The following is a 23131-nucleotide window of genomic DNA, read 5'->3' as shown; positions in this document are numbered from 1 at the left end:
GCGTTTTTGATTTTTTAAATGTTCTTCACGGTGTTTATCGTATGGGAATTTACTAATGTGTTCTGACATTAATGATTTATGTTGATTGTATAATGCATGTTTAGGAGCTGGTTTTTTCTCTCCGCGAACACGTTCATCGATAAGTTCTTGAATGTTTTGTGTTGATTGGTTATTATATTTTTCCAGTTCATTAATACGTTTTTGTTGATTTTCTTTTTGTCGATCCATCTCTTCTTTCAAACGATAAGCTTTATTTCTTTCTAACTTTTCTTCTAGTGGAGCTATTTCGCTTTTTTGTTTATCTGCAATCTCAGAACCTTTTTCACGAATAGCAGTTTCTTCTTTTTGTTGTTTATCGTATTTTTTAATTTCTTTAATACGAGCTTTTTTATTCTCTTCTTCTTTCTTTTCTTCTTCTTTCTCGCGAGACTCTATATTTTTTTGAAGTTTTTTGTCTAATTTTGAAACATCTTTTTCGTTTTCTTTTTCTAATTTCTCGCCTTTTTTAGCCATTTTTTCTTCTTCTTTTTGATAATGTTTAAGCTCTTCTATTCGCGCTTTTTGGTTTTCTTTTTGAGCTTTTTCTTCTTCTTTATGGCGATTTTCTATATTTTTTTGAAGTTTTTTATCTAGCTTATCAATCTCTTTTTGTAATTCCTTTTGTTCTTTTTCTTCCTCTTTAAAAGGTTGTTTCATTTGTTTGTTGTATTCATATAAACGTTTCTTTTGAACGACATATGATTTTACAGGTTCTGATTTTTCAGCGATTTTATCTTTTGTTTGGATAGATTTATCTTTCACTTTATGTGATACATCTAAAGTTTTTCCTGTGATATTTTTAACATCTGGATGTTCTTTGAATTTTTTTCGCTCTGTTATAAGTGGTACGATTATTAACGGCAATGTATTAACAAGTAATTTTACTTTATCATTCATGTATAATTCCTCCATATCAATTCTAATTATATATCTTATTTAATTACCCTTTAATAGCTTATTCAAACTGTAAAAAGCGTTTATTATCCTATGTTTTGGCCAATTCCAAAACCGAAATATGCAATTGCTATAATTATAACAAGAATAATTCTATAAATGGCAAATGGTATTAATTTTACACGGTTTATTAATTTTAAGAATAACTTTATAGAAATAAAACCAAATATAAATGAAGCGATAAATCCTACAATATAAAAAGGTATTTGATCTAATGTTATATATTTTAAGTTTACAAGTAATGCTTTACCGCTTGCTGCAAACATAATAGGTACTGCCATTATAAAAGTAAAATTAGATGCAGCTTTATGATCTAATTTTAAGAACACACCGGTTGAAATAGTTGAACCAGAACGACTGAAACCTGGCCATAGCGCGATAGCTTGTGACAAACCAATAACGAAAGCTTTTGGATAATTCATACCATCAACTGTATGTGGATTCATGACACGTTTTGAATAGATATCTGCGCCAATCATATAGACTGCTCCAAGTAACAATCCGATTAATACAGTAGGGACACTAAATAAATGTTTTTCAATAAAATCATCAAATAATAAGCCTAAAATACCTGCAGGAACGAGTCCGACTATTATATGAGAAAGTTTAAGATGATGTTTCTTTTTCTCATTTTGTTTAACGTGCAACATCTCAATATAACGGCTTCTAAAAATCCAAGCAGCAGCAAGGATAGAACCTAACTGTACTACAACTTTAAAAGTGAAAGCTGATTCGCTACCTAGGAATGCTTTTGATTTTAACCACATATCATCAATTAAAATTTGATGCCCTGTCGATGAAACAGGAGCAAATTCTGTTAAACCTTCTACAATACCTAGAATGATTGCTTTAATTAATTCGATTATAAACATGTTCGATCTCCTCTAGAAAACTTTATGATATGCAGTTGATATCACTTTAAGATTATTGTACCAAATAATGCTTTATAATATGCATATAAAGAATAATACATTTTGGTTTATTTTTTTAATAAAGGCGTTATAATGGAAAAAGGTGGTGACATTGTGAAAGAATTAACAAAGTATAGTGCTCAGTATAAACCGTTGCAAATATTGATGTTTTTAGCATCATTTTTACTCAGTTTATCAGTCGTATTTCAAAATATATATTTAGGTAAAATTATAAATCAAATGCTTGTTGTTAAAGAAGGTTACCAACAACTTTACCAATGGGTATTCATTTTATTAGCTGTACTGTTATTACGGGCTACTTTTAATTATTTAAATCAATTAACAGGGCAGAAACTCTCTTTTAATGTTAAAAAAGATGTTAGAAATCAATTAATTAATAAAGATACAAAGAGATCGAAATTAACGATATTAACAGAAGCAGTGGAGGGTATTCATCCTTTTTACGAATCTTATTTACCACAAGTCTTTAAATCAACCCTCATTCCTGTTGCAATCGTTATAACATTATTATTTATTCATTGGCCAGCTGCTCTCATTATGATGATAACAGCACCATTTATTCCGTTATTTTATATTGTTTTTGGACTAAGAACACGTGATAAAGCTAAAGATCAAATGCAATCTTTAGATCAATTTGCAAAAGAATTCATTGATTTAACGAAAGGTCTTGTTTCTTTAAAATTATTTAATAGAACAGATCAAACAGTGAACAAAATTCATAAATCTAGTACATCATTTAGAGATTTAACGATGGAAATATTAAAAAGCGCTTTTCTATCAGGTTTGATGCTAGAATTTATTTCTATGTTAGGGATTGGTATTGTTGCTTTAGAAGTTGGATTAAGATTAATTGTATTTCATGATGTTTCATTCTTAGTTGCAGTCATTACTTTATTATTAGCACCTGAATTTTACAATGCTATTAAAGATTTAGGACAAGCTTTCCATACAGGTAAGCAAAGTGAAGGCTATATCGAAATAATAGAAGATATAAATAAAGAAGAGAATGAAATCTATAAACCAATAACGATTAATCCAGATATGAGTCAAGAAGACATCATAACAATAAATGATGTTTATTTTTCATACCCTGAACGTGAAGATTTTGCGTTTAGCCATTTAAATTTAAACATTAAAGAAAATATGCATACTGCAATTGTAGGGCAGAGTGGTGCTGGTAAATCTACTTTAGTGAAATTAATCATGAATGAACTCTCTCCCATTAAAGGACAAGTTCAGTATAAAAAAGATATTAAAATTGGCTATCTATCCCAAAGACCTTACATTTTCAGTGCATCTTTAGAAGATAATGTCACAATGTTCCAAAATTACGATAAACAACAAATTGAAGATGTATTACAAAGAGTTGGTCTTGTAGAGAAAGTTAGTGAGTTATCAAAAGGTATTGAAACGAAAATTGGTGACGGTTATGAAATGCTTTCAGGTGGGGAAATGAGACGTGTAGAATTAGCAAGATTACTATTATTAAATCCTGAAGTGGTTATATTTGATGAACCAACAACTGGATTAGATATTAAGACAGAACAACTTATCGTTAACACTGTGAATCAATTTTCTAAAGAAAAAACAATCATTACGATTGCACATAGACAAGAAGTATTAAAATATGCCGACAATTTCATTAAAGTTAACAATGGAGATGTTCAAGTAACAAATAGCCCACTGAAAGGTGGTCAGTTCACATGAAAAAATTAACTATCAAATTTGATAAAGATTTTTATTTATCAATTATCATAGGTGTTTTAGGTATGCTCACTGCTTTAGGTATGTTTGCGTTGAGTGGTTATATGATTTCAAAAAGTGCTTTAGGAACACCGCTATACGCTTTGATGATTTTAATTGTTTCTATTAAATTATTTGGATTTGTAAGAGCTATTACGAGATATTTTGAAAGGTTATATTCACATCGATCTACATTTACGATGTTAAGAAATATACGTGTTGAACTCTTCAATTATTTAATTCCAATTGTCCCTAATGTGTTTAGAAGATATCGTTCAAGTGACTTACTAACACAAATGGTAAATAATGTCGAAAGATTACAGAACATTCTATTACGCGTTTATTATCCCCCAATCGTAATTATATTAACGACTATCGCAACAATTTTAGTCATGATAAATTGGAGTGTTTATGTTGGTATTATTATTGGAATTTCAATGATGATGTCTGTTATCGTCATACCTTATTTATCTACAAAACGTGCAAACATTTTAGCAGAAGATGTTCAACGAAGTGAAGAAGAATATGTGGCAGAATACTATGATTTTGAAAATGGTAAAGCGGAATTAAATAGATTCCAACAATATAACATTTTTAAAGATAAAGTTTTTAATCAACAAAATATTTACGAAAATAAAAAATATAAAGAGCAGAAATTTTTAAGTACGTATGATTTTATGCTCAATATATGCGCTATGATAAGTATTTGGTGTATCACTATCTTATGTATATGGCAAATTCAAGATGGCGCGTTAAATGCAGTGTTTTTTGCAAGTATACTCATGATTGTCATTACATTATTTGAGCAAGCTATTCCAATGACAAACGTAGCTTTTTACAAAGCAGATACTACTAGAAGTCTTAAAAATATCGAAGAAGTTATAAATCAGAATTTTGAAAATCGAGAAACATATGAAACAAGCAATAACGCTTTATACTATGCTGAAAAATTGAATTTTAAATACGATTTTCAAGAAAGAAAAACGTTAAAAAATGTTCAGTTTAAAATTAACGAAGGTGAGCATGTTGCTATTATAGGTCCATCAGGCTCAGGTAAGTCTACATTATTAAGTTTGTTAATGGGCTTATATAGTTCTAACGAAGGTTTATTGGCGTATAAAGGTAAAGCTTTGTCTCATGTTGAACATGAAAAATACGTAGACGAAATAAATACAATGTTACAACACAATCATTATTTTGAAGGAACGGTCAGAGAGAATTTATTAATAGAAGAAACTGATGAGAATATGAAAAATGCATTAATGAAAGTGAGATTAGAACATTTGAAATTAGATGACAATCTCACAGAAAATGCAGAAAATATATCAGGAGGAGAAAGACAACGTCTATCAATAGCTCGATTACTATTACGAAATGCGAACATTTGGCTTATGGATGAACCAACTGCTTCTCTTGATGAAGAAAATGAAAAAATCATTATGAACAATTTATTAAGTACTGACGATACAATAGTAATCGTGACACACAATTTGAAGTACCTTGAAGATTTCGACCATATAATAGTTATGAATGAAGGAGAAATTCTAGAACAAGGTGATTATCAAACATTGCTACAAGAACAGGGCTATTTATATGACGTAGTGAACTTTAATAAAGCGTATTGATATGTTAAAAAAATGTCTGTTTAAGCTACTAGGTTACAATTACTTTATATAAACTATCTTAGTTAAAAGGGGATAAGTATGATTGTATTACTAACTGGTTTAGGTACATTAGTTGCAAGTTTAGCTTTAAAGGTTTCTAATCCAAAGAATATTAATAAAACATATGGATACCGTACAAAAAGATCTATGAAAAATAAAACACAATGGAATTTTGCTCAAAAATATTCCGCCAAAATGTTAATGATCATAGGGACACTCAATATTTTGATAGGGATTGTCTTAATGTTTATAACTTATAGTAAAGAATATTATTTATTTTTTGAATTAGGTTGGGCAGTTCTGACTTATCTCCCAGTTTTTATACTAACTGAGAGGAAGCTAATACAACTTGAGCGTTCCTTAAATTAATGGTAAGGCATTCAGGTATTTAAGGCGAAATCACTCTTTTTATCACATGCAAGAGTCTGGGACATAAATAATTGTCCCGCTCCCTTTTTAACTAAATAAGATATCGAATGTTGCAAGACAAGGTGCACGTGCAACATAAAGCCTCCTTGTTGCCAAGACTACTGAGAAAAGTCAATAAGACTACCGTTATTGACACGTTTGATAAGAAAAGACAATAAGGCTACCGTTATTGACACGTTTGATAAGAAAAGGCAATAAGGAACTCAAAATTTACAAGACAAGAGCCGCATGCGATATAAGTGTCCAGTCTATTACTACTAACACAAAAATGAGTTCGGGACATTAACTATTGTCCCGAACTCTTAATTATTATTTTTCTTGATTAATTTTATCTATGTTTTTAATCATTTTTTGTAAAAGTATGTTTAATTGTTCTGTTTCTTCATCAGTTAATTGAGATACGTCTTGTATTAAATGAGAAGCTTGGTATAACTTTTCTTTCATTTCTAGACTTTTATCTGTTAAGTGGACAAAAACTTCACGTTGATCTAAATCCGATCTTTTACGTTTAATTAAATGGAGGTTTTCCATTCTTTTTAATAAAGGAGATACTGTACCTGTATCAAGTGCTAGACCTGTTACAAGTTTTTTGACATTGACCGGTGCTGTTTCCCACAAAATTGTTAGTACTAAATACTGTGGGTATGTAATGTTATATTCTTTGAAAATTTTATTAGAATAATAACGATTGACTTGTCTTTGTGCATTATACAAATTAAAACACAATTGATTCTGGATATTTAAATTATCCGGCATAATCTTTCCCCCAAACTACAAATGAAATAGCTTTTTATTTCCGAACTTCTAATCTATTATATAATGAATAATTTTAGTTTGTAAATATTTTTAATAATGATTCCGATTATCTATAGAAATAATAATGTTGTTTACTTTAAAACGCTTAAGACTTTGTAGTTTATATTGGAATATCATATAATGACAGAAAGGTGGTAGAAACATGAGTAGTGGCAAAAATATAAAAGATAAAATGAATATTACAGTGCTGACGGGCTTTTTAGGAAGCGGAAAAACAACTTTACTACAAAGGTTAATAATAGAAGCGAAAGAAGCAGGTAAAAGAGTTGCAATTGTTATGAATGAATTTGGTTCTTTTGATGTTGATAGCCAGCTTTTAGGTGAAGGTATTTCAAGTAAAAGCTTATTAAACGGCTGTATATGCTGTTCTTTAAAAGATGATATGGAGGTTGTACTTCATAACTTATACCATAGTGAGAAACCAGATTTAGTTATTATAGAAGCTACTGGGATAGCGCACCCGGTAGAAATAGTTGATGCATGTCAAAATCCTACTATTGTAGATAAAGTACATATGCCTTTTATTATTGGTGTTATGGATGGTAAAAGATACATAGAAAGAGATCGCTATTCTAATCAAACTAAACATTTAATGGAAGAACAAATGGCAAATGCACATGTAATAGTAGTTAACAAATCTGATGAACTGTCTAATGAAGAAAAAGGAATGCTTGAGGATCATTTAAACGAAATAAAACATCAACCAGATGTCTATTTTACAAATTACTCTAAAATAGACCAAATAATTGAACGTGATGATGCAATAATTAATATAGAAGGTAAACATAGTCATCATCATGGTATTCAATCCATTAATTATACGTTTGATGGACCTATAAAGATGGAACTTTTAATTCGTTTCTTACAACAGTTACCTGATTCTATATTGAGAATAAAAGGATTTGTAAAATTCCAAGAAGAACCAGATCAGACTTATTTATTCCAGTATGCGTTCGGAGTGCCTCAGTATGAACCAGAAATGATGAACATGCCGTTAACAATTGTTATTATAGGGGAAACAATAGATAAAGCATATTTACGTAATAAATTAGACATGTTGAACTTTACTTAGGAGATGATGGGATGGAGCGTATTCGAATAAATAAACACGTCAGTTATTCTAGAATCATTCATGGATTTTGGAGATTAAATGAATGGGGTTATAGTAACCAACAATTAAATGATTATATGCACGATATAGTTGATCGCGGTATTACAACAATGGATCATGCAGATATATATGGCAATTACACATGTGAAAGTTTATTCGGTGATGCATTAGCGCTTACGCCGAACTTAAGAGAAAAATTAGAAATTGTAACAAAATGCGGAATAATTCTACCTAATCAAAGTAACCCTGAATTTAATGGGCATCGCTATGACCAAAGTTATGAACATATCATTCAATCTGTTGATCGTTCGTTGACGAATTTAAGAACGGATTATATCGATACGTTGCTTATTCATAGACCATCTCCACTGATGGATCCTGATGAAGTGACTAAAGCTGTCATGCACCTTGTAGAACAAGGGAAAATAAAAGCTTTTGGTGTTTCGAATTTTAAATGTAACCAATATGAACTATTGAATGAAAGCCTCAAAAAAGAAATGTCACATATTTCGGTTAACCAAGTTGAAGTATCGCCATATGAATTAGAAAATATTGAAGATTGTACACTGAATAGAATGTTACAACATGACGTAAAAGTTATGGCTTGGAGTCCATTGGCTGGTGGAGCGATTTTTAATGAAGATGATCCAAAAGCAAAACGTATATTAGATACAATTCAGCCAATAGCTGCTAAATACAACGTTAGTATAAGCACGATTATATACAGTTGGTTATTACGTTTACCATCAAAAGTTATGCCTATTGTTGGTTCAAGTAAAATTGAAAGAGTAGACGAAGCGGTTAAAGCAACTAAAACATCGTTAACAGACCAAGAATGGTTTGATATATATGTAGCGTCGCGTGGAGAAGATATATTATAGAAAAAAGCACTAAATCGTTAATGAAATTCAACGGTTTAGTGCTTTTTTCTATGTCACATAGATGTCTTTATGATTCTAAATCAAGTCGATTTAGCACGATTTCTCCTAATGATTTACTTGCAACAGCCATGCAATCTTCATTCACTTCGAATTTAGGATGATGATTCATATAAGGTGTATCTGTATTTTCAGGTTTACTACCAACAATATAGAAAGTACCAGGAATCTTTTGTAAATAATAAGCAAAGTCTTCTGACCCTGATGCTTGTGGTATTTCTATCAAGTGATTGAAATAATCGCCTTTACTTTTCTCAAGAATATCTACCATTTTATCCGTTTGTTCTTCATGGTTATAGAGTACTGGATAGCCATAATGATAGTCTAAATTACATTCAACATCGAAACCTAAAGCGATACTATCTGATATTTTCTTGATCTCTTCGTACATTTTTTCTTCATAATCAGGATTTAAATATCTTGCTGTTCCTTTAATCGTGACACTATCTTGAATCACGTTATATCCACCTGGAGCTTCAAAGGCACCAATTGTAATAACGCCCATTTCAAGAGGATCAATTCTTCTTGATACAACTGTTTGGATTGTATTTACAAAGTTTGTGCCAGCTACTAAAGCATCGTGTGTTTTGTGTGGGCTTGCAGCATGTCCACCAAGTCCATTAATAGTTAATTTAAATGTTGAGCTACCTGAAAAAGCTTTTCCTTTATGATAGCCAATAAAGTCAGGGTTAGCTACAGGAACGATATGAATACCATAAATCTCATCAATATCATCTAAGGCTCCAGATTCAACGATAGCTTTAGCGCCACCTGGAGGTTTTTCTTCAGCGTGCTGGTGAATGATTTTAATTGTTCCTGGTAATTCTTCTTTTAATTCTATTAGTGCATCAGCTAGCCCCATTAGATAAGCAGTATGCACATCATGACCACATGCATGCATTACACCTTCATTTGTAGACTTAAATGGTACATCTGCTTCTTCTGTAATTGGTAATGCATCAAAATCAGCTCTTAATCCGATTGTGCGACCTTCTTTTCCACCGTTAATTTCTACAATAATTCCATGTTCATCTTTAACAGGTTGTGATATTTTAACATTTTTATCTTGATAAAATGATTTGATATACTCTGCTGTATTTTCTTCTTCAAATGATAATTCAGGATATTGATGTAGATGTCTTCTAATCTCTATCATTTCGTTTTCTCTTTCTTCAATCAATTTAAATAATTTTTCTTTTAAATCATTCATATTTTGCCTCCTTAAATATACTAAAAAAGTATAACAATAATCTTTTTTTTGCATGAAATATTTGCACTTATAAATACCAAAAAAATTTTATGATTGTTTTTGAATGTTTTTGGTTGAATGTGATTGACTTTTTAATGAAAACGTTTTATCATATCAATGAACAGGGGTGATGTGATGTTAACTGAAGAAAGGCATCAACTCATAATTGAGACGATTAAACAACGGGAAACAGTATCTTTACAAGATTTAATTCAATTAACGCAATCAAGTACTTCAACTATTAGAAGAGATTTATCGCTACTTGAACAAAATGGCTTTTTAAAAAGAGTACATGGTGGCGCGACGCAAATAACGAAACGACATGAAGAAAGAGATATGTCAGATAAAGAAACGCGTTATCAAAATGAAAAGAGAGAAATAGCGAAAGTTGCAGCTAGACAAATTTCAGAGGGCGATACGATTTATTTAGATGTAGGGACAACAACTTTAGAAATGATACCTTATATTAATCAGCAAGATATAGTTGTCGTAACTAACGGTTTAACGCATGTAAAACCATTATTAGAAAAAGGTATAAAAGTTTATATGACAGGCGGAGAAATTAAATCTACAACATTAGCGAATATAGGTGTAAATGCCGTTAAATCTTTACAGAAATATCGATTCGATAAAGCTTTTATGGGCATGAATAGTATAGATTTAAAGTATGGCTTAACTACACCTGATCCAGATGAATCAAAAATGAAAGAAACAGCAATTCATCTTGCTTCACACATTTATGTGCTATTAGATCATTCTAAGTTTAATGAAGTATCATTTGCAGAAGTGGAAATTGATAAAGGTTTTGAAATATTAACTTCTGAAAAAGCAATTAATGAAATAGAGAATATTACACTTTATAAAGAAAAGTATGAAATTAGTGGAGGTTTAAAATGATTTATACAGTAACATTTAATCCGTCTATAGACTATGTTATGTTTACAAATCAATTTGAAGTAGGTGGATTAAATAGAGCACATGAAACAAATAAGTTTCCTGGAGGAAAAGGTATTAACGTTTCAAGAGTGTTGAATACTTTAAAAGTTGAAAATACAGCAACAGGTTTTGTTGGAGGATTTCCTGGAGAATTTATTAAAGATAAATTAGAACAGTCCAATATTTTAACTGATTTTATTGAAGTAGAAGAAGATACAAGAATTAACGTGAAGTTAAAAACTGGTTCTGAGACTGAAATTAATGGTCCAGGTCCAAATATCGAACCACAACATTACGAATCATTTTTAAATAAAATGAAACAAACAACTTCGTCTGATACAGTCATAATCGCTGGAAGTGTACCAAGTACATTAAAGAAACCGGTATATAAAGAAGTTGCAGAAATATTAAAAGAAACCGGTGCTACGCTAATTGTTGATGCAGAGAAAGATTTAATGAAATCTATACTTTCTTTTGAACCGAAATTTGTGAAGCCAAATAAAACAGAATTAGAAGAAATTTTTGATAAAGAAATTAATACAGATCAAGAAGTAATTGATTGTGCTAAACAGTTAATAGAAGAAGGCGCTCAATCGGTCATCGTTTCACTAGGTGGTGAAGGTGCAATCTATGTGGATTCGAACATTCAACTTAAGGCAATTGTGCCTAACGGAGAAGTAGTTAACACTGTAGGTTCGGGTGACAGTACAGTGGCAGGTATGGTTGCTGGATTAACAACTGGTAAGGATATTGAAGAAGCATTCAAATTAGCTGTAAGTTGTGGAACAGCTACAGCTTTCAATGCAGATTTAGCTGAACATGAAGATATAGAAAGAATTCTATCTAAAGTAACGATTAAGCATTTGTAAAATAGGGAGGTTAATATTATGAGGATTACAGAACTCTTAACTAAGGAAACAATAGCAATGGATTTATCAGCAACGACTAAAGATCAAGTAATAGATGAACTTGTATCTCAATTAGATAAAGCTGGTAAATTAAGTGATGAAAAAACATTTAAAGAAGCAATTCATACAAGAGAGTCACAAAGCACAACTGGAATTGGTGAAGGTATTGCTATACCACATGCTAAAACAGATGCTGTTCAATCAGCAGCAATTGCATTTGGTAAATCGATTGAAGGCGTTGATTATCAATCGTTAGATATGCAACCAGCGCATTTATTCTTTATGATTGCTGCACCAGCTGGCGGAGCTCAAACTCACTTGGATGCGTTAGCTAAACTTTCGGGTATTTTAATGGATGAAGCAGTACGAGAAGAACTGTTACAAGCTAATAGTGAAGAAGAAATTTTAAACATTATTAACAAGCATGATGATGAAGCGACAGATGATGAGTCTAACGAGGAATCAGAAGCAACTCCGATTCAATCTGAAAACGTTGAAGAAGAAGGATTAATTTTAGCAGTTACAGCTTGTCCAACAGGTATCGCGCATACTTATATGGCAGCTGACTCATTGAAAAATCAGGCTAAAAAAATGGGTGTACCAATTAAAGTAGAAACAAATGGTTCAGGCGGAATTAAAAACCATCTAACTGATGAAGACATTGAAAAAGCAACAGGAATCATTGTCGCTGCAGACGTACATGTTGAAACTGATCGTTTCGATGGTAAAAATGTTGTGCAAGTACCTGTAGCAGATGGTATAAAAAGACCAGAAGAATTAATCAATATGGCTCAAGATACTAGTCGTAAACCATTTGTAGCTAAAGGTGGCAAACAAAGCTCATCAACTTCGAATGAAAAACAAAGTGTATCTAAAACAATTTATAAACATTTAATGAACGGTGTTTCAAATATGTTACCACTTGTTATATCTGGTGGTATCTTAATGGCAATCGTGTTCTTATTTGGAGAAAACTCATTTGATGCTAAAAGTTCACAATATAATGAATTTGCAGCAAACTTATGGCAGATTGGTAGTGAAAGTGCCTTTAAACTAATTGTACCAATCTTAGCTGGTTTCATTGCACGTAGTATTGCAGATAAACCAGGTTTCGCGTCTGGTCTTGTCGGTGGTATGTTAGCAGTGGCAGGTGGTTCAGGATTCCTAGGTGGTATTATAGCAGGTTTCTTAGCGGGTTATTTAACTGAAGGTATTAAATATGTTTCTAGAAACTTACCTCAAATGTTTGAAGGTTTGAAACCGACATTAATATATCCAATTCTCTCAGTTTCCATTACTGGTTTACTAATGGTTTATGTGATTAACCCACCTACAGCGTGGTTAAATAATTTATTATTAAATGGATTAAATGATTTATCAGGTTCGAATATTGTATTACTAGGTTTAGTAATCGGTGCTATGATGGCAATTGACATGGGTGGTCCATTCAATAAAGCTGCATATGTATTTGCTACAGCAGCATTAACAGAAGGTAACGCAGCAGCTATTACAGCAGCAATGGTCGGTGGTATGATACCTCCAATCGCAATTGCTACAGCAATGTTACTGTTCAAAAATAAATTTACAAAAACTCAAAAAGGTTCTATTTTACCAAACTATGTTATGGGACTTTCCTTTATAACAGAAGGTGCCATCCCGTTTGCAGCAGCGGATCCACTACGTGTCATTCCATCAATGATGGTAGGTTCAGGAATTGGTGGTGCGATAGCTTTAGGTTTAGGTTCTAGCATTCAAGCACCACATGGTGGTATATTTGTAATATTAGCTACAGACTTTGGCCATGTATTACAAACTTTATTAGCAGTAATAATAGGTGCTTTAGTAAGTGCTATTATATACGGATTGCTTAAACCTAAATTAACACAAGATCAAATTGATATAGCTGAAGAAATAGAATAAAAAATTAAAAATTTATATAAAAAAACCGACATTGTAAAATTACGTTGTCGGTTTTTTATTGAAATCATTGATAAAATTTTATATGATGAATAAAAATATTGTAAGATTTCACAATATGGAAATTAAGAGGAAAGATGTAAAACATGTTATATTATAAGACGATTATAAAATCTGAAGAAGCAGAATGGGTTACCTTGTTACACGGGGCTGGAGGTAGCTCTTCTATTTGGTTTAAACAAATGAGATATTATAGAAAGCACTTTAATGTTTTACTTGTTGATTTAAGAGGTCACGGCAAATCTGCAAATAAAGAATGGAAGAAAAATGATTCATTCGAACATTTAGCTAAAGAAGTCATAGACGTACTCGATCACTTAAAAATTAAAAAGACGCATATTATTGGGATGAGTTTAGGAACAATTGTTGGGCAAACAATGGCAGATTCGTATCCTGAAAGAATTACAACGTTAGTTTTAGGTGGCGCAATTATTAATGTTAATTTAAGAACTAAATTCTTATTAGCTATTGGTAGGACTATTATGAACTTTGTTCCTTATATGTTACTTTATAAATTATTTGCTTATATCATTATGCCTAGAAAAGAACATGAAGAGTCTCGATTGAGGTTTATAAACGAAGCTAAAAAAGTTTCACAAAAACAATTTATAAAATGGGTTAAGCTAACCAAATTAGTGAATCCATACTTAGCGCATTTGCAAGTGGCTACAAAGAATATCCCGACTTTATTTATTATGGGAGATGAAGATTATTTGTTTATGCCACCTGTAGAACGGTTAGTAAAAGACTATGAGAACTTTTATTTAGAAGTTATCGAACAAGCAGGGCATGTATGCAATATAGATAAGCCAGAAGAATTTAATAAAATTAGTTCACAGTTTATAATGAAACACAACGAACTATCTTTTTAATGGAAAATGTATGCGTAAAATAATATATGCATACATTTCTTCTTATTCATTTTAATTAGTAGTAAAATGTGTTAGACTTAACTCAATATGCTATAGTCGGGAGAGGTGACGCAAAATGGGGAGGATTTAGTTTTACACTTAAATTCAAGCATGTTTTCTTTAAAAATAGAACTAAAAAGGTGGCCCAAGCGTCACCGCAAAATATTTGGAGGTGAATCCCTAGAAATAGGGAACTAATTGGAAATTTCGACCATAATAAACTTTATTGTATTCTTTATATTAATTGCATTTACAATGGTATTCGTAGGTTCTGAATTCGCGCTTGTTAAAATACGTATGACGAGAATAGAACAACTTATATCTGAAGGAAGTAAGTCTGCTAAAATTGTATATAAAATGGTAAAAGAATTGGATTACTATTTATCTGCTTGTCAGCTTGGTATTACTGTGACTTCACTAGGATTAGGTTGGATTGGTGAACCAACATTTGAAGTTCTTATACATCCTGCATTAGACTTCTTTAATTTACCAGATGCACTTACTACTACATTTTCTATCGTTATCAGTTTTCTAATTGTTACATTTATTCACGTAGTAGTTGGTGAACTTGCACCTAAGACTGTTGCTATTCAACAAGCGGAAAAACTATCATTATTTTTTGCTAGACCGCTTTATTATTTCGGTATCGTTATGAAACCATTAATTTGGTCTATGAACGGAACAGCTAGAATACTTGTACGTACTATTGGTATTCAACCTACAAATGAAGAACAAGCAATGTCTGAAGAAGAATTAAAGCTTATCATGACTCAAAGCTATCAAAGTGGTGAAATTAACCATACAGAATTAGCTTATATGTAAAACATTTTCTCATTCGACGAAAGATTAGCAAAAGATATCATGGTACCTAGAACACAAATGGTTACATTAACTGAACCATTTAATATTGAAGAACTGCTCGAAATTATTAATGAACATCATTATACACGTTATCCAATTTCTGAAGACGGCGATAAAGACCACATAAAAGGCTTTATCAATGTAAAAGAATTTTTAACAGAGTATGCTTCAGGCAACAAAATTAAAATTAATGCCTACATTCATAATTTACCACTGATTCATGAAGTTACAAGAATCAGTGATGCATTAGTGAAAATGCAAAAAGATCATGTTCATATGGCATTAGTTATAGATGAATATGGTGGTACTGCTGGTATTATTACAATGGAAGATATACTAGAAGAGATTGTCGGAGAAATTAGAGATGAATTCGATGACGATGAAATAAATGATATTATCAAAACTGGTGAAGATACTTACCAAATAAATGGGCGTGTCACACTTTCTGAATTAGAAGACAAATTTGGAATTGATTTTGAAGATTCAGATGATATAGATACAATTGGTGGTTGGCTACAAGCTCACAATCCTGAAATAGAGAAAGATGACTATGTCGATACAGAATATGACAAATGGGTTGTCATAGATGTAGAAAATCATCAAATTAGAACTGTAGCACTCCATAAAGAATTTATAAAAGAAAGAAAAAATCTCTTTGACGAAGATGAAGAAGACGAGGATTAAGACGTGAATAAAACAACTTTAACATCACTTTTTAGATTTACAGGCTATTTAGAAGGCGGTTCGTTGTTATTATTAATATTAATAGCGATGCCAATTAAATATATGTTAGATATTCCAACTGTAGTCTCTGTTATAGGTATGTTACATGGCGTTTTATTTTCTTTATATCTCATTATGATTTTAATAATGACGACCATAGTGCGCATTCATATAAAATGGCCAATAGTAGCTTTAATTTCAGCATTTATTCCTTTTGGTACTTTTATATTTGATCGCTTCTTTATTAACAGTAAGACTTACGATAATATAATAAAATAATTTTTAAAAGAGTCTGGGACATAATTAACTGTTCCAGACTCTTTTTTGTATTCTATTTTCTTTAATCTTTTTCTTCGTGTAGAATAATAATATAAGATGGATTAAGAGAGGAACCATAGGTATGAGAATTAATAAATTTTTAAGTGAAGCTGGTGTCTGTTCACGTCGTGGAGCAGATAAATGGATAGATGATAAACGTGTAAAGATAAATGATGAGTTAGCAACTTTAGGCTCACAAGTGGAAGATTCTGATGTCGTAAAAGTTGATAATAAAGTTATAACGATTGATAAAGGTTATGTATATATTGCTTTGAATAAACCGAGAGGCATTACTTCAACTACAGAAAAGCATATTAAAGGCAATGTAGTAGATTATGTGAACCACCCAGAAAGAATATTTCATATCGGTAGATTAGATAAAGATTCAGAAGGCTTATTGTTACTTACCAGTGATGGCGATATTGTAAATGAAATATTGCGTAGTGAAAACCATCATGAAAAAGAATATGTCGTGACAGTTGATAAACCTATCACGAAAGAATTTATTAAAAATATGTCTAATGGTGTTGTTATATTAAATCAAAAGACATTGCCGGCGAAATTAGAACAACTCAATGATAAAACTTTTAAAATTATTTTAACGCAAGGTTTAAATCGTCAAATTAGAAGAATGTGTGAAACATTAGGCTATAACGTTAAGAAGTTAAAACGTATACGTATAATGAACATTAAGTTAGATGGTATCAAATATGGAGAGTGGCGAGATTTAACAGCTGAGGAATTTAATACACTTACTCAAACACTTTCATATGAGCCGAAAAGAGAGCGTATGAAATCTAAATAAAGGGGATTTTAAAATGGTCAAGTTAAATAACAATGTAGAGATTCCAGAATTAGGATTAGGCATTTACAAAATAGAAGATCAAGATGTTGAAAGGGTAGTTCAAACGGCAGTAGATGCAGGATACCGTGCAATAGATACAGCTTGGTTCTATAAGAATGAAAAAGCGTTAGGAAAAGCATTGAAAAATTTAAATGTACCACGTGAAGAATTATTTATTACAACAAAGCTGTGGAATGATTTTCAAGGATATGATAGAACAATAAAAGCATTTGAACAATCAATGGAAAGTTTAGATTTAACATATTTAGATATGTATTTAATTCATTGGCCATGTCCAGAAGATGAATTATTTATAGAAACTTATAAAGCATTAGAACAACTATATAAAGATGGCAAAATTAAAGCTATTGGTGTATGTAATTTTAAAGAACATCATTTAGATGCTTTATTAGCAGAAACAGAAATAGTGCCAGCTGTTAATCAAATTGAGTTTCATCCTTTATTCAATCAAGATGCATTGCAAGCTTATTGCGAAAGTAAAGGTATAAAAGTTATGGCTTGGAGTCCACTTATGAGAGGTGGAGAATGGTTAAACAATGAAACGCTGAAAAGTATTGCCCAACAGTACGATAAAACCGTTGCTCAAGTTATTATTAAATGGCATTTACAACAAGGTAGACTTGTTATACCAAAATCCCAAAATAATAATAGAATAAAAGAGAATTTTGATGTCTTTGATTTTGAATTAAATGCTCAAGACATTCAAAAAATAGACGATTTGAATATTAATGAAAGACAATTTAGAGATCCAGACGAAGTAAAAATAGGCGATATGTAATAAATTAACCTTCACAAATTTGTTTGAAATAAGATGTATTTTATATATATCTTTTAGTAGAATGAATATGTGGAGGTGTTTTTATGTTTAAATTTAAAAAACCTAATCAACACGGTGTGTGGTCAATGATTGTACTTCCAATTGCTTTTGGTATTGCTGTTGGAGGATTCTCGTTTTTACATTTACTACTATATTTAGGTGTTTTAGCAGTTTATTTTATGAGTGATCAAGTATTTTTCTATTTAAAAAAGAGGAAAAAGCAGAAAGGGTATTTGTATACTGCGGGCATTTTCTTTATTGTTGTACTTATTTCGTTTATTCCTATCGTGATTTTACGACCTGAAACTTTTTACATATTTTTACTTATGATACCATTGTCACTAGTTAATGCTTATTTTGCTAAAAAGAAAAACGAAAGAGCATTTACAAATGATTTAATAGCTGTAATAATATTTTGTCTATTTGGTATAATTAGTACGTTGTTAAATCAATCATTATTAGATGTAAACAAATGGTTTACTGTGTTTATTATTAGTTTTCTATATTTCTTTGGTACCATTTTATATGTTAAGACGATGATTAGAGAGAAAAAATCTCAAAAGTATAAATGGAGCTCATGGCTTTATCATGCGTTTATTGTATTAATTGGATTATTAATACATCCAATTATCATGGTTATGTATATACCAAGTTTAGTAAGAGCTATTGTTCTTTACGGACGCAAAATTAAAATTATGCAAGTGGGGATGATTGAAATAGCTAATTCAGTGTTTGTACTGATCATGGGATCTATATATTTACATTAAGATATATTGTGAGCATAAAATAAAAAATCACTGTGCCATTAGACAAATCTAATAGCACAGTGGTTTTTTACTTTTTTCTTTATTTCAGAATTTCAATTATTTTCTAACCGCTTTTAAGATAAATGATAATACTAAGATTAATAAGATAGAGCCAATAAGAGCTGGAATAATTGCTACGCCGCCCCATACTGGGCCTATTTCTCCTAAAATTTTACCACCGATAGCTGAACCAATTAGACCAGCTATGATGTTACCAATGATACCACCTGGGATATCTTTACCTAAAATTGCTCCGGCTAGCCAACCGATTAAACCGCCTACGATTAACATAACTATAAAACTCAACATAGTATGTGCCTCCTTATATGTTTCTTGTTTACTTTCTATATTTACCCATTAATTTTCAGCTGAAACATAGTTCGTTGTTTTGAATAGTTTTTGCCATAAAATAAAGAAAATATAAATAAGAAATACAGGAACGAGTAAAAACCAATGAGGCGTTAGAACTATCATACATATATATGAAACGATTGTAACGATTTCACCTACTAATCTTGGATGAATAAAGTATTTATATATACCTTTTTGGTAAGTCTTCGCAAGACGTCTTCCATTTAATTCAGTTGGTTCGGTGAATAACGAAAGATAAGCAATTATTTGACCGAAGATAAATAAACTCACGCCAAAGTAAGGTAGTGATTGATAAATTGATTCGTCACTGTCTAAAAATACAATATTTAAAGACATACTAAAAATAATAATTATTATATAAAGAACGAAAAATTGATTTTGAATATAATTTGGTACGTATCTAATCTGAATCCATGTATGTAAAAATGCCCATATAAGTAACATAGCTGTTACAGCAATCGTGATGAAATTGATTTCTTTAATGATTATAAAAGATACTAATCCATTCAAAGCAATTGTTATAGAAATAGCATAATGATCGATGTGCTGTTTCTTATTCATTACTACAAAGTTATATGACATTAAGACGATACAGAGAATGATATTAATCATAACTAGGATTGCCATGTCTGTCTCCTGCCTTAAAATAGTCTCATCTTCGAATTATATCAATTTCTATTCATTTAATCACGAAATATAGTATGACAATTAAAATTCAATTACGATTTGACAAAAATATGAAAATTATAATAAGATAAATTTACGCTACTTTGTAATACAAAATAGCTATAAAAGATTAGAGGTTATAAACATGTCAATTCGAACACAAATGAGAAAAGGTCTATTAGACGCATGTATATTATCAATCATCCAATCACAACCTGTGTATGGTTATGAATTATCTAAGAAATTGAATGATTTTCAATTCGCAGAAGTCTCTGAAGGAACGATTTATCCCATTCTTTTAAGGTTATTAAATAAGGAATTTATTTATAGTGAAGTTAAACCGAGCGAGCAAGGACCAAAGAGAAAATATTATTTCATTACAGAAAAAGGTAAAGAAGAACTAGAAATTGTTACAGGAGAATGGAATAAAATTAAAGGGCCAATCGATGAACTATTAACGAGGAGTGTAGATTATGACGCAAACAACAAAACAACTGATTGATTTGAACAATAAAAAGCGTGAACAATTAAATGAAGAAGATTTAGAAGTTTATGAAGATTTTTTATTATATGTGCGAACAGATTTAAGAGTAAGTGAACATGAGACAGAAGTAATATTAAATGATGTATTAGATCACTTACTAGAAGCGACATCTAACGGTAGATCAGCTATTGAATTCTTTGGTCATGACGTGAAAGGTCATGCAGATGAAATTTTAGAGGAATTACCTAATGAATCTAACAAAGCGATTATGAATATGGTTGTGATGGGAATGGTTTAATTCTATAGTATATACTTCATAACCTCAGGAATAGCGGGTATTTTTGCAGATTATAAAACATCACTATTATCGCTAATATCAATGTTAATAATAGTACCTATTGCGGGATTCTTTATCGTAAAAGCTTTATTTCGTATTATTCAAAAATATATTTTTGATAAATCTAAGTATAAAATGTTAAAAGAAAGCTTATATGGTGGAATTATAGTAGGGATAATACCAGCTATTATAATTATAGGACCAAATATAGCATTTGGAGATATGACTAAAGTATACATACCTTGGTGGTTATATATTATAGTGGGTGTCGCAATTTATGGGATTTATAAACTGATTGGATCTAATAAAAAAGAGGGGGTGGGACAGAAATCTCATTTTAATAAATAGATTTCGTAGTCCCACCCCGGCAAGGATGACTAGGGTTGGAGACTTCTGGCTATACGCCTTTTTTATTGCTCCATAGTAATGTATGCAATTGTGGCAATACATATATATCGTTTAGTGTATCGTTCATGACTTTATCTATAAGTTCTTCGTATTTACTTAGTAATTTCTCTGTGTGATTTGAAACACTATCATCTAAATAAGGGTTTCCAACTTGTAAATAAAACGGAATGTCTGGGTATCGAGCGTGAATATCTTTAGCAAATTTATAATCTTCATCATCGAATATGACAACTTTTAAAGATAAACTCTCTTTAGTACATTTTGAAATCACGTCATCCAAAATAGGTAGACTTGGTTTCATACCAGAGCTTGGTGGTTTAGGACTGATTGTTAAGTCGTCTATATCCACCATCCATTCTTGAAATTTAGAACCTTGTGTTTCTAGCGCAGTTTGAATCTTTCTTTCTTTAAATGCTTCAACAAGAGGGCCGATATTTTTAATTAAAGCTGGATTACCACCAGAAATAGTGACATGTTGATATTGATTAGGAGCAAGTTGATCTAGTTCTGAAAGGATTTGTTCAGGTTCTAGTAGTCGAATATCGTCTTTAGCAGAACCATCCCAAGTAAAGCTTGAATCACACCAACTACATCTATAATCACAACCACTTGTTCTAACAAACATGGTTTTTCTTCCAATAACCGAGCCTTCTCCTTGTATAGTCGGACCAAATATTTCAAGTACAGGAATTTTAGGCATTATTTTCACCCTGTTTCACAGGACGATAAACGACATAACTTGTTGGTGTCTCTCTAACAAAGACTTGTACACATTTAGGTTTATTATCACGATTATCTAATGATTCTTGTACAATATTATATATTGTTTGAGCAACTTGCTCTGTTGAAGGGCTGTTGTCTTTAAACTCTTCGAAATCATTTAATAAACGATGGTCATATCTCTTGTGTATAAGTGATTTTAATTCACTGAAATTCACTAAAAATCCCATTTTGTCCAATTCATCACCAGCGATTGTTAAATTAATGAAATATGTATGCCCATGAACATTATGGCATTTTCCAGATTCTTCATAAGGAATGTAATGTGCGCTTGAAAAATTAAAGTCTTTATTTAGTTCAAAAGCATATGGATGCTGAACGCTAGGGTATATTTGTTGTAACATTATAGACTTCCTTTCAATTCAAGGTACTGTGATAAACCTTGATTTCTTAATTTGCATGCAGGACATTCACCACATCCGTCAGCTATAACACCGTTATAACAAGTTAATGTACGTTCACGAACATAATCAAGTGCACCTAATTCATCACTCAACGCCCATGTTTCTTGTTTGTTAAGCCACATAAGAGGTGTATGTATAACAAAATCTTTGTCCATTGATAAATTAAGAGATAAGTTCATAGATTTAATAAAACTATCTCTACAATCTGGATAACCGCTAAAGTCTGTTTCACAAACGCCAGTGATGATATGTTTAGCACCGATTTGGTAAGCAAGTGCACCAGCAAATGATAAGAATAATAAATTTCTAGCTGGTACGAATGTGTTTGGTATACCATCTTCATTATTTTCGATTTCCATATTGTGATCTGTTAAAGCGTTTGGAGATAATTGTGAAAGTAGTGACATGTCCAGAATATGATGTTTCAAACCTTGTTCTTTAGCAATATTTTCTGCTACTTCTATTTCTAAATCATGTCTTTGTCCGTATTGAAAAGTAAGGAGTTCTACTTCTTTAAAATTTTCTTTCGCATAAAACATACATGTCGTACTGTCTTGACCACCGCTAAAAACGACAAGTGCTTTATCATTTTTTAATGTTTCTGACATAATCTTTCTCCTTTAAAAAGGCATAAAAAAAGCCTGCCTTCTATAAAAAAGGTAGACGAAGTGTCTAGTTTTTTA

24 protein-coding genes and 2 pseudogenes are annotated in these 23131 nt (G+C 31.1%); 17 read left to right on the top strand and 9 right to left on the bottom strand.

From position 1 onward, the window contains the following. Positions 1-312: 312 nt before the first annotated feature. Positions 313-936: pseudogene (locus tag CD135_RS12955) on the bottom strand (hypothetical protein); the annotation flags it as partial. 83 nt (positions 937-1019) lie between these two features. Continuing rightward, the gene (locus CD135_RS01385) at positions 1020-1865 is read right to left on the bottom strand and encodes an undecaprenyl-diphosphate phosphatase (RefSeq protein WP_103268647.1); all 846 of its coding nucleotides are present in this window, start codon (positions 1863-1865) and stop codon (positions 1020-1022) included. Between the two features lie 153 nt (positions 1866-2018). On the opposite strand from CD135_RS01385, the gene CD135_RS01380 reads away from it, so the two are divergent. The 3 genes from CD135_RS01380 (at position 2019) to CD135_RS01370 (ending at position 5701) form a co-directional block, all read left to right on the top strand. Then, positions 2019-3632, top strand: coding sequence for an ABC transporter ATP-binding protein/permease (locus tag CD135_RS01380; RefSeq protein WP_174700884.1), 1614 nt, complete (start codon positions 2019-2021; stop codon positions 3630-3632). After that, entirely contained in the window at positions 3629-5293 is a 1665-nt protein-coding gene (gene cydC / locus CD135_RS01375; RefSeq protein ID WP_103268645.1) for a thiol reductant ABC exporter subunit CydC, read from the top strand. Before CD135_RS01380 ends, cydC begins: the two co-directional genes overlap by 4 nt. Positions 5294-5371: 78 nt before the next feature. Beyond that, the gene (locus CD135_RS01370; protein ID WP_103268644.1) at positions 5372-5701 is read left to right on the top strand and encodes an SdpI family protein; all 330 of its coding nucleotides are present in this window, start codon (positions 5372-5374) and stop codon (positions 5699-5701) included. A 369-nt stretch (positions 5702-6070) separates the two neighbouring features. Here the strand turns inward: CD135_RS01370 and CD135_RS01365 are convergent, their stop codons facing one another. Further along, the gene (locus CD135_RS01365) at positions 6071-6517 is read right to left on the bottom strand and encodes a MarR family winged helix-turn-helix transcriptional regulator (protein ID WP_017000978.1); all 447 of its coding nucleotides are present in this window, start codon (positions 6515-6517) and stop codon (positions 6071-6073) included. A 202-nt stretch (positions 6518-6719) separates the two neighbouring features. Between CD135_RS01365 and CD135_RS01360 the strand changes: the two genes are divergently transcribed. Together CD135_RS01360 and CD135_RS01355 are read left to right on the top strand one after the other, a co-directional pair. Further along, a complete protein-coding gene (locus CD135_RS01360) occupies positions 6720-7649 on the top strand; it encodes a CobW family GTP-binding protein (RefSeq protein ID WP_103268643.1) in 930 nt (309 codons plus the stop codon). Positions 7650-7660: 11 nt separating this feature from the next. Continuing rightward, complete coding sequence (locus CD135_RS01355; RefSeq protein WP_017000976.1) at positions 7661-8569, top strand: aldo/keto reductase; 909 nt, start codon at positions 7661-7663, stop codon at positions 8567-8569. A 67-nt stretch (positions 8570-8636) separates the two neighbouring features. Here CD135_RS01355 and CD135_RS01350 read toward each other — a convergent pair whose 3' ends face one another. Next, positions 8637-9836, bottom strand: a complete 1200-nt coding sequence (locus CD135_RS01350; RefSeq protein WP_103268642.1) for a M20 metallopeptidase family protein — start codon at positions 9834-9836, stop codon at positions 8637-8639. A gap of 174 nt (positions 9837-10010) precedes the next feature. On the opposite strand from CD135_RS01350, the gene CD135_RS01345 reads away from it, so the two are divergent. The 9 genes and pseudogenes from CD135_RS01345 to CD135_RS01305 all read left to right on the top strand — a co-directional run bounded on the left by CD135_RS01345 (position 10011) and on the right by CD135_RS01305 (position 18958). Beyond that, on the top strand, positions 10011-10772 hold the full coding sequence (locus CD135_RS01345) for a DeoR/GlpR family DNA-binding transcription regulator (RefSeq protein WP_103268641.1): 762 nt from the start codon (positions 10011-10013) through the stop codon (positions 10770-10772). Continuing rightward, positions 10769-11680 carry a 1-phosphofructokinase gene (gene pfkB / locus CD135_RS01340; RefSeq protein WP_103268640.1) on the top strand — a complete coding sequence of 304 codons (912 nt, stop codon included), beginning with the start codon at positions 10769-10771 and terminating at the stop codon, positions 11678-11680. Before CD135_RS01345 ends, pfkB begins: the two co-directional genes overlap by 4 nt. Positions 11681-11698: 18 nt before the next feature. Further along, positions 11699-13639 (top strand): PTS fructose transporter subunit IIABC, encoded by a 1941-nt coding sequence (locus CD135_RS01335; protein WP_017000972.1) that lies wholly within the window; start codon positions 11699-11701, stop codon positions 13637-13639. Positions 13640-13782: 143 nt separating this feature from the next. Further along, positions 13783-14568 (top strand): alpha/beta fold hydrolase, encoded by a 786-nt coding sequence (locus CD135_RS01330; protein WP_017000971.1) that lies wholly within the window; start codon positions 13783-13785, stop codon positions 14566-14568. Between the two features lie 237 nt (positions 14569-14805). Beyond that, a pseudogene (locus CD135_RS01325) lies at positions 14806-16152 on the top strand (hemolysin family protein). A 3-nt stretch (positions 16153-16155) separates the two neighbouring features. After that, positions 16156-16470 (top strand): DUF3817 domain-containing protein, encoded by a 315-nt coding sequence (locus tag CD135_RS01320; protein ID WP_017000968.1) that lies wholly within the window; start codon positions 16156-16158, stop codon positions 16468-16470. Between the two features lie 121 nt (positions 16471-16591). Next, positions 16592-17314: a pseudouridine synthase gene (locus CD135_RS01315; RefSeq protein ID WP_064204683.1), complete on the top strand. Its 723-nt coding sequence runs from the start codon at positions 16592-16594 to the stop codon at positions 17312-17314. A gap of 13 nt (positions 17315-17327) precedes the next feature. Then, positions 17328-18152 (top strand): aldo/keto reductase, encoded by an 825-nt coding sequence (locus CD135_RS01310; RefSeq protein ID WP_103268639.1) that lies wholly within the window; start codon positions 17328-17330, stop codon positions 18150-18152. Between the two features lie 83 nt (positions 18153-18235). Further along, on the top strand, positions 18236-18958 hold the full coding sequence (locus CD135_RS01305) for a YwiC-like family protein (RefSeq protein ID WP_064210855.1): 723 nt from the start codon (positions 18236-18238) through the stop codon (positions 18956-18958). Between the two features lie 96 nt (positions 18959-19054). Here the strand turns inward: CD135_RS01305 and CD135_RS01300 are convergent, their stop codons facing one another. Beyond that, positions 19055-19303, bottom strand: a complete 249-nt coding sequence (locus tag CD135_RS01300) for a GlsB/YeaQ/YmgE family stress response membrane protein (RefSeq protein ID WP_026023751.1) — start codon at positions 19301-19303, stop codon at positions 19055-19057. A gap of 51 nt (positions 19304-19354) precedes the next feature. Beyond that, positions 19355-19996, bottom strand: a complete 642-nt coding sequence (locus CD135_RS01295; protein ID WP_017001200.1) for a hypothetical protein — start codon at positions 19994-19996, stop codon at positions 19355-19357. Between the two features lie 184 nt (positions 19997-20180). On the opposite strand from CD135_RS01295, the gene CD135_RS01290 reads away from it, so the two are divergent. The 3 genes from CD135_RS01290 to CD135_RS01280 all read left to right on the top strand — a co-directional run bounded on the left by CD135_RS01290 (position 20181) and on the right by CD135_RS01280 (position 21204). Continuing rightward, positions 20181-20537 carry a PadR family transcriptional regulator gene (locus CD135_RS01290; protein ID WP_064204687.1) on the top strand — a complete coding sequence of 119 codons (357 nt, stop codon included), beginning with the start codon at positions 20181-20183 and terminating at the stop codon, positions 20535-20537. Continuing rightward, positions 20509-20817, top strand: coding sequence for a hypothetical protein (locus CD135_RS01285; RefSeq protein WP_103268638.1), 309 nt, complete (start codon positions 20509-20511; stop codon positions 20815-20817). Before CD135_RS01290 ends, CD135_RS01285 begins: the two co-directional genes overlap by 29 nt. An 81-nt stretch (positions 20818-20898) precedes the next feature. Further along, complete coding sequence (locus CD135_RS01280; RefSeq protein ID WP_103268637.1) at positions 20899-21204, top strand: hypothetical protein; 306 nt, start codon at positions 20899-20901, stop codon at positions 21202-21204. A 49-nt stretch (positions 21205-21253) separates the two neighbouring features. On the opposite strand, the gene queE is transcribed toward CD135_RS01280, so the two are convergent. From queE to queC, 3 genes are read right to left on the bottom strand one after another with little or no spacing between them, the layout of a single operon-like run. After that, on the bottom strand, positions 21254-21964 hold the full coding sequence (gene queE / locus CD135_RS01275) for a 7-carboxy-7-deazaguanine synthase QueE (protein ID WP_103268636.1): 711 nt from the start codon (positions 21962-21964) through the stop codon (positions 21254-21256). Then, on the bottom strand, positions 21957-22388 hold the full coding sequence (queD, locus tag CD135_RS01270; protein ID WP_103268635.1) for a 6-carboxytetrahydropterin synthase QueD: 432 nt from the start codon (positions 22386-22388) through the stop codon (positions 21957-21959). The genes queE and queD overlap by 8 nt, the downstream gene beginning before the upstream one ends. Next, entirely contained in the window at positions 22388-23056 is a 669-nt protein-coding gene (queC, locus tag CD135_RS01265) for a 7-cyano-7-deazaguanine synthase QueC (protein WP_103268634.1), read from the bottom strand. Before queC ends, queD begins: the two co-directional genes overlap by 1 nt. Positions 23057-23131 lie beyond the last annotated feature (75 nt).

Origin of the sequence: Mammaliicoccus lentus (genome assembly GCF_002902755.1) — a bacterium.
In the GTDB taxonomy this organism is placed as follows: domain Bacteria; phylum Bacillota; class Bacilli; order Staphylococcales; family Staphylococcaceae; genus Mammaliicoccus; species Mammaliicoccus lentus.
Note: the sequence above shows the minus strand (reverse complement) of the source record. Positions and strands in the feature narration are given on the sequence as shown.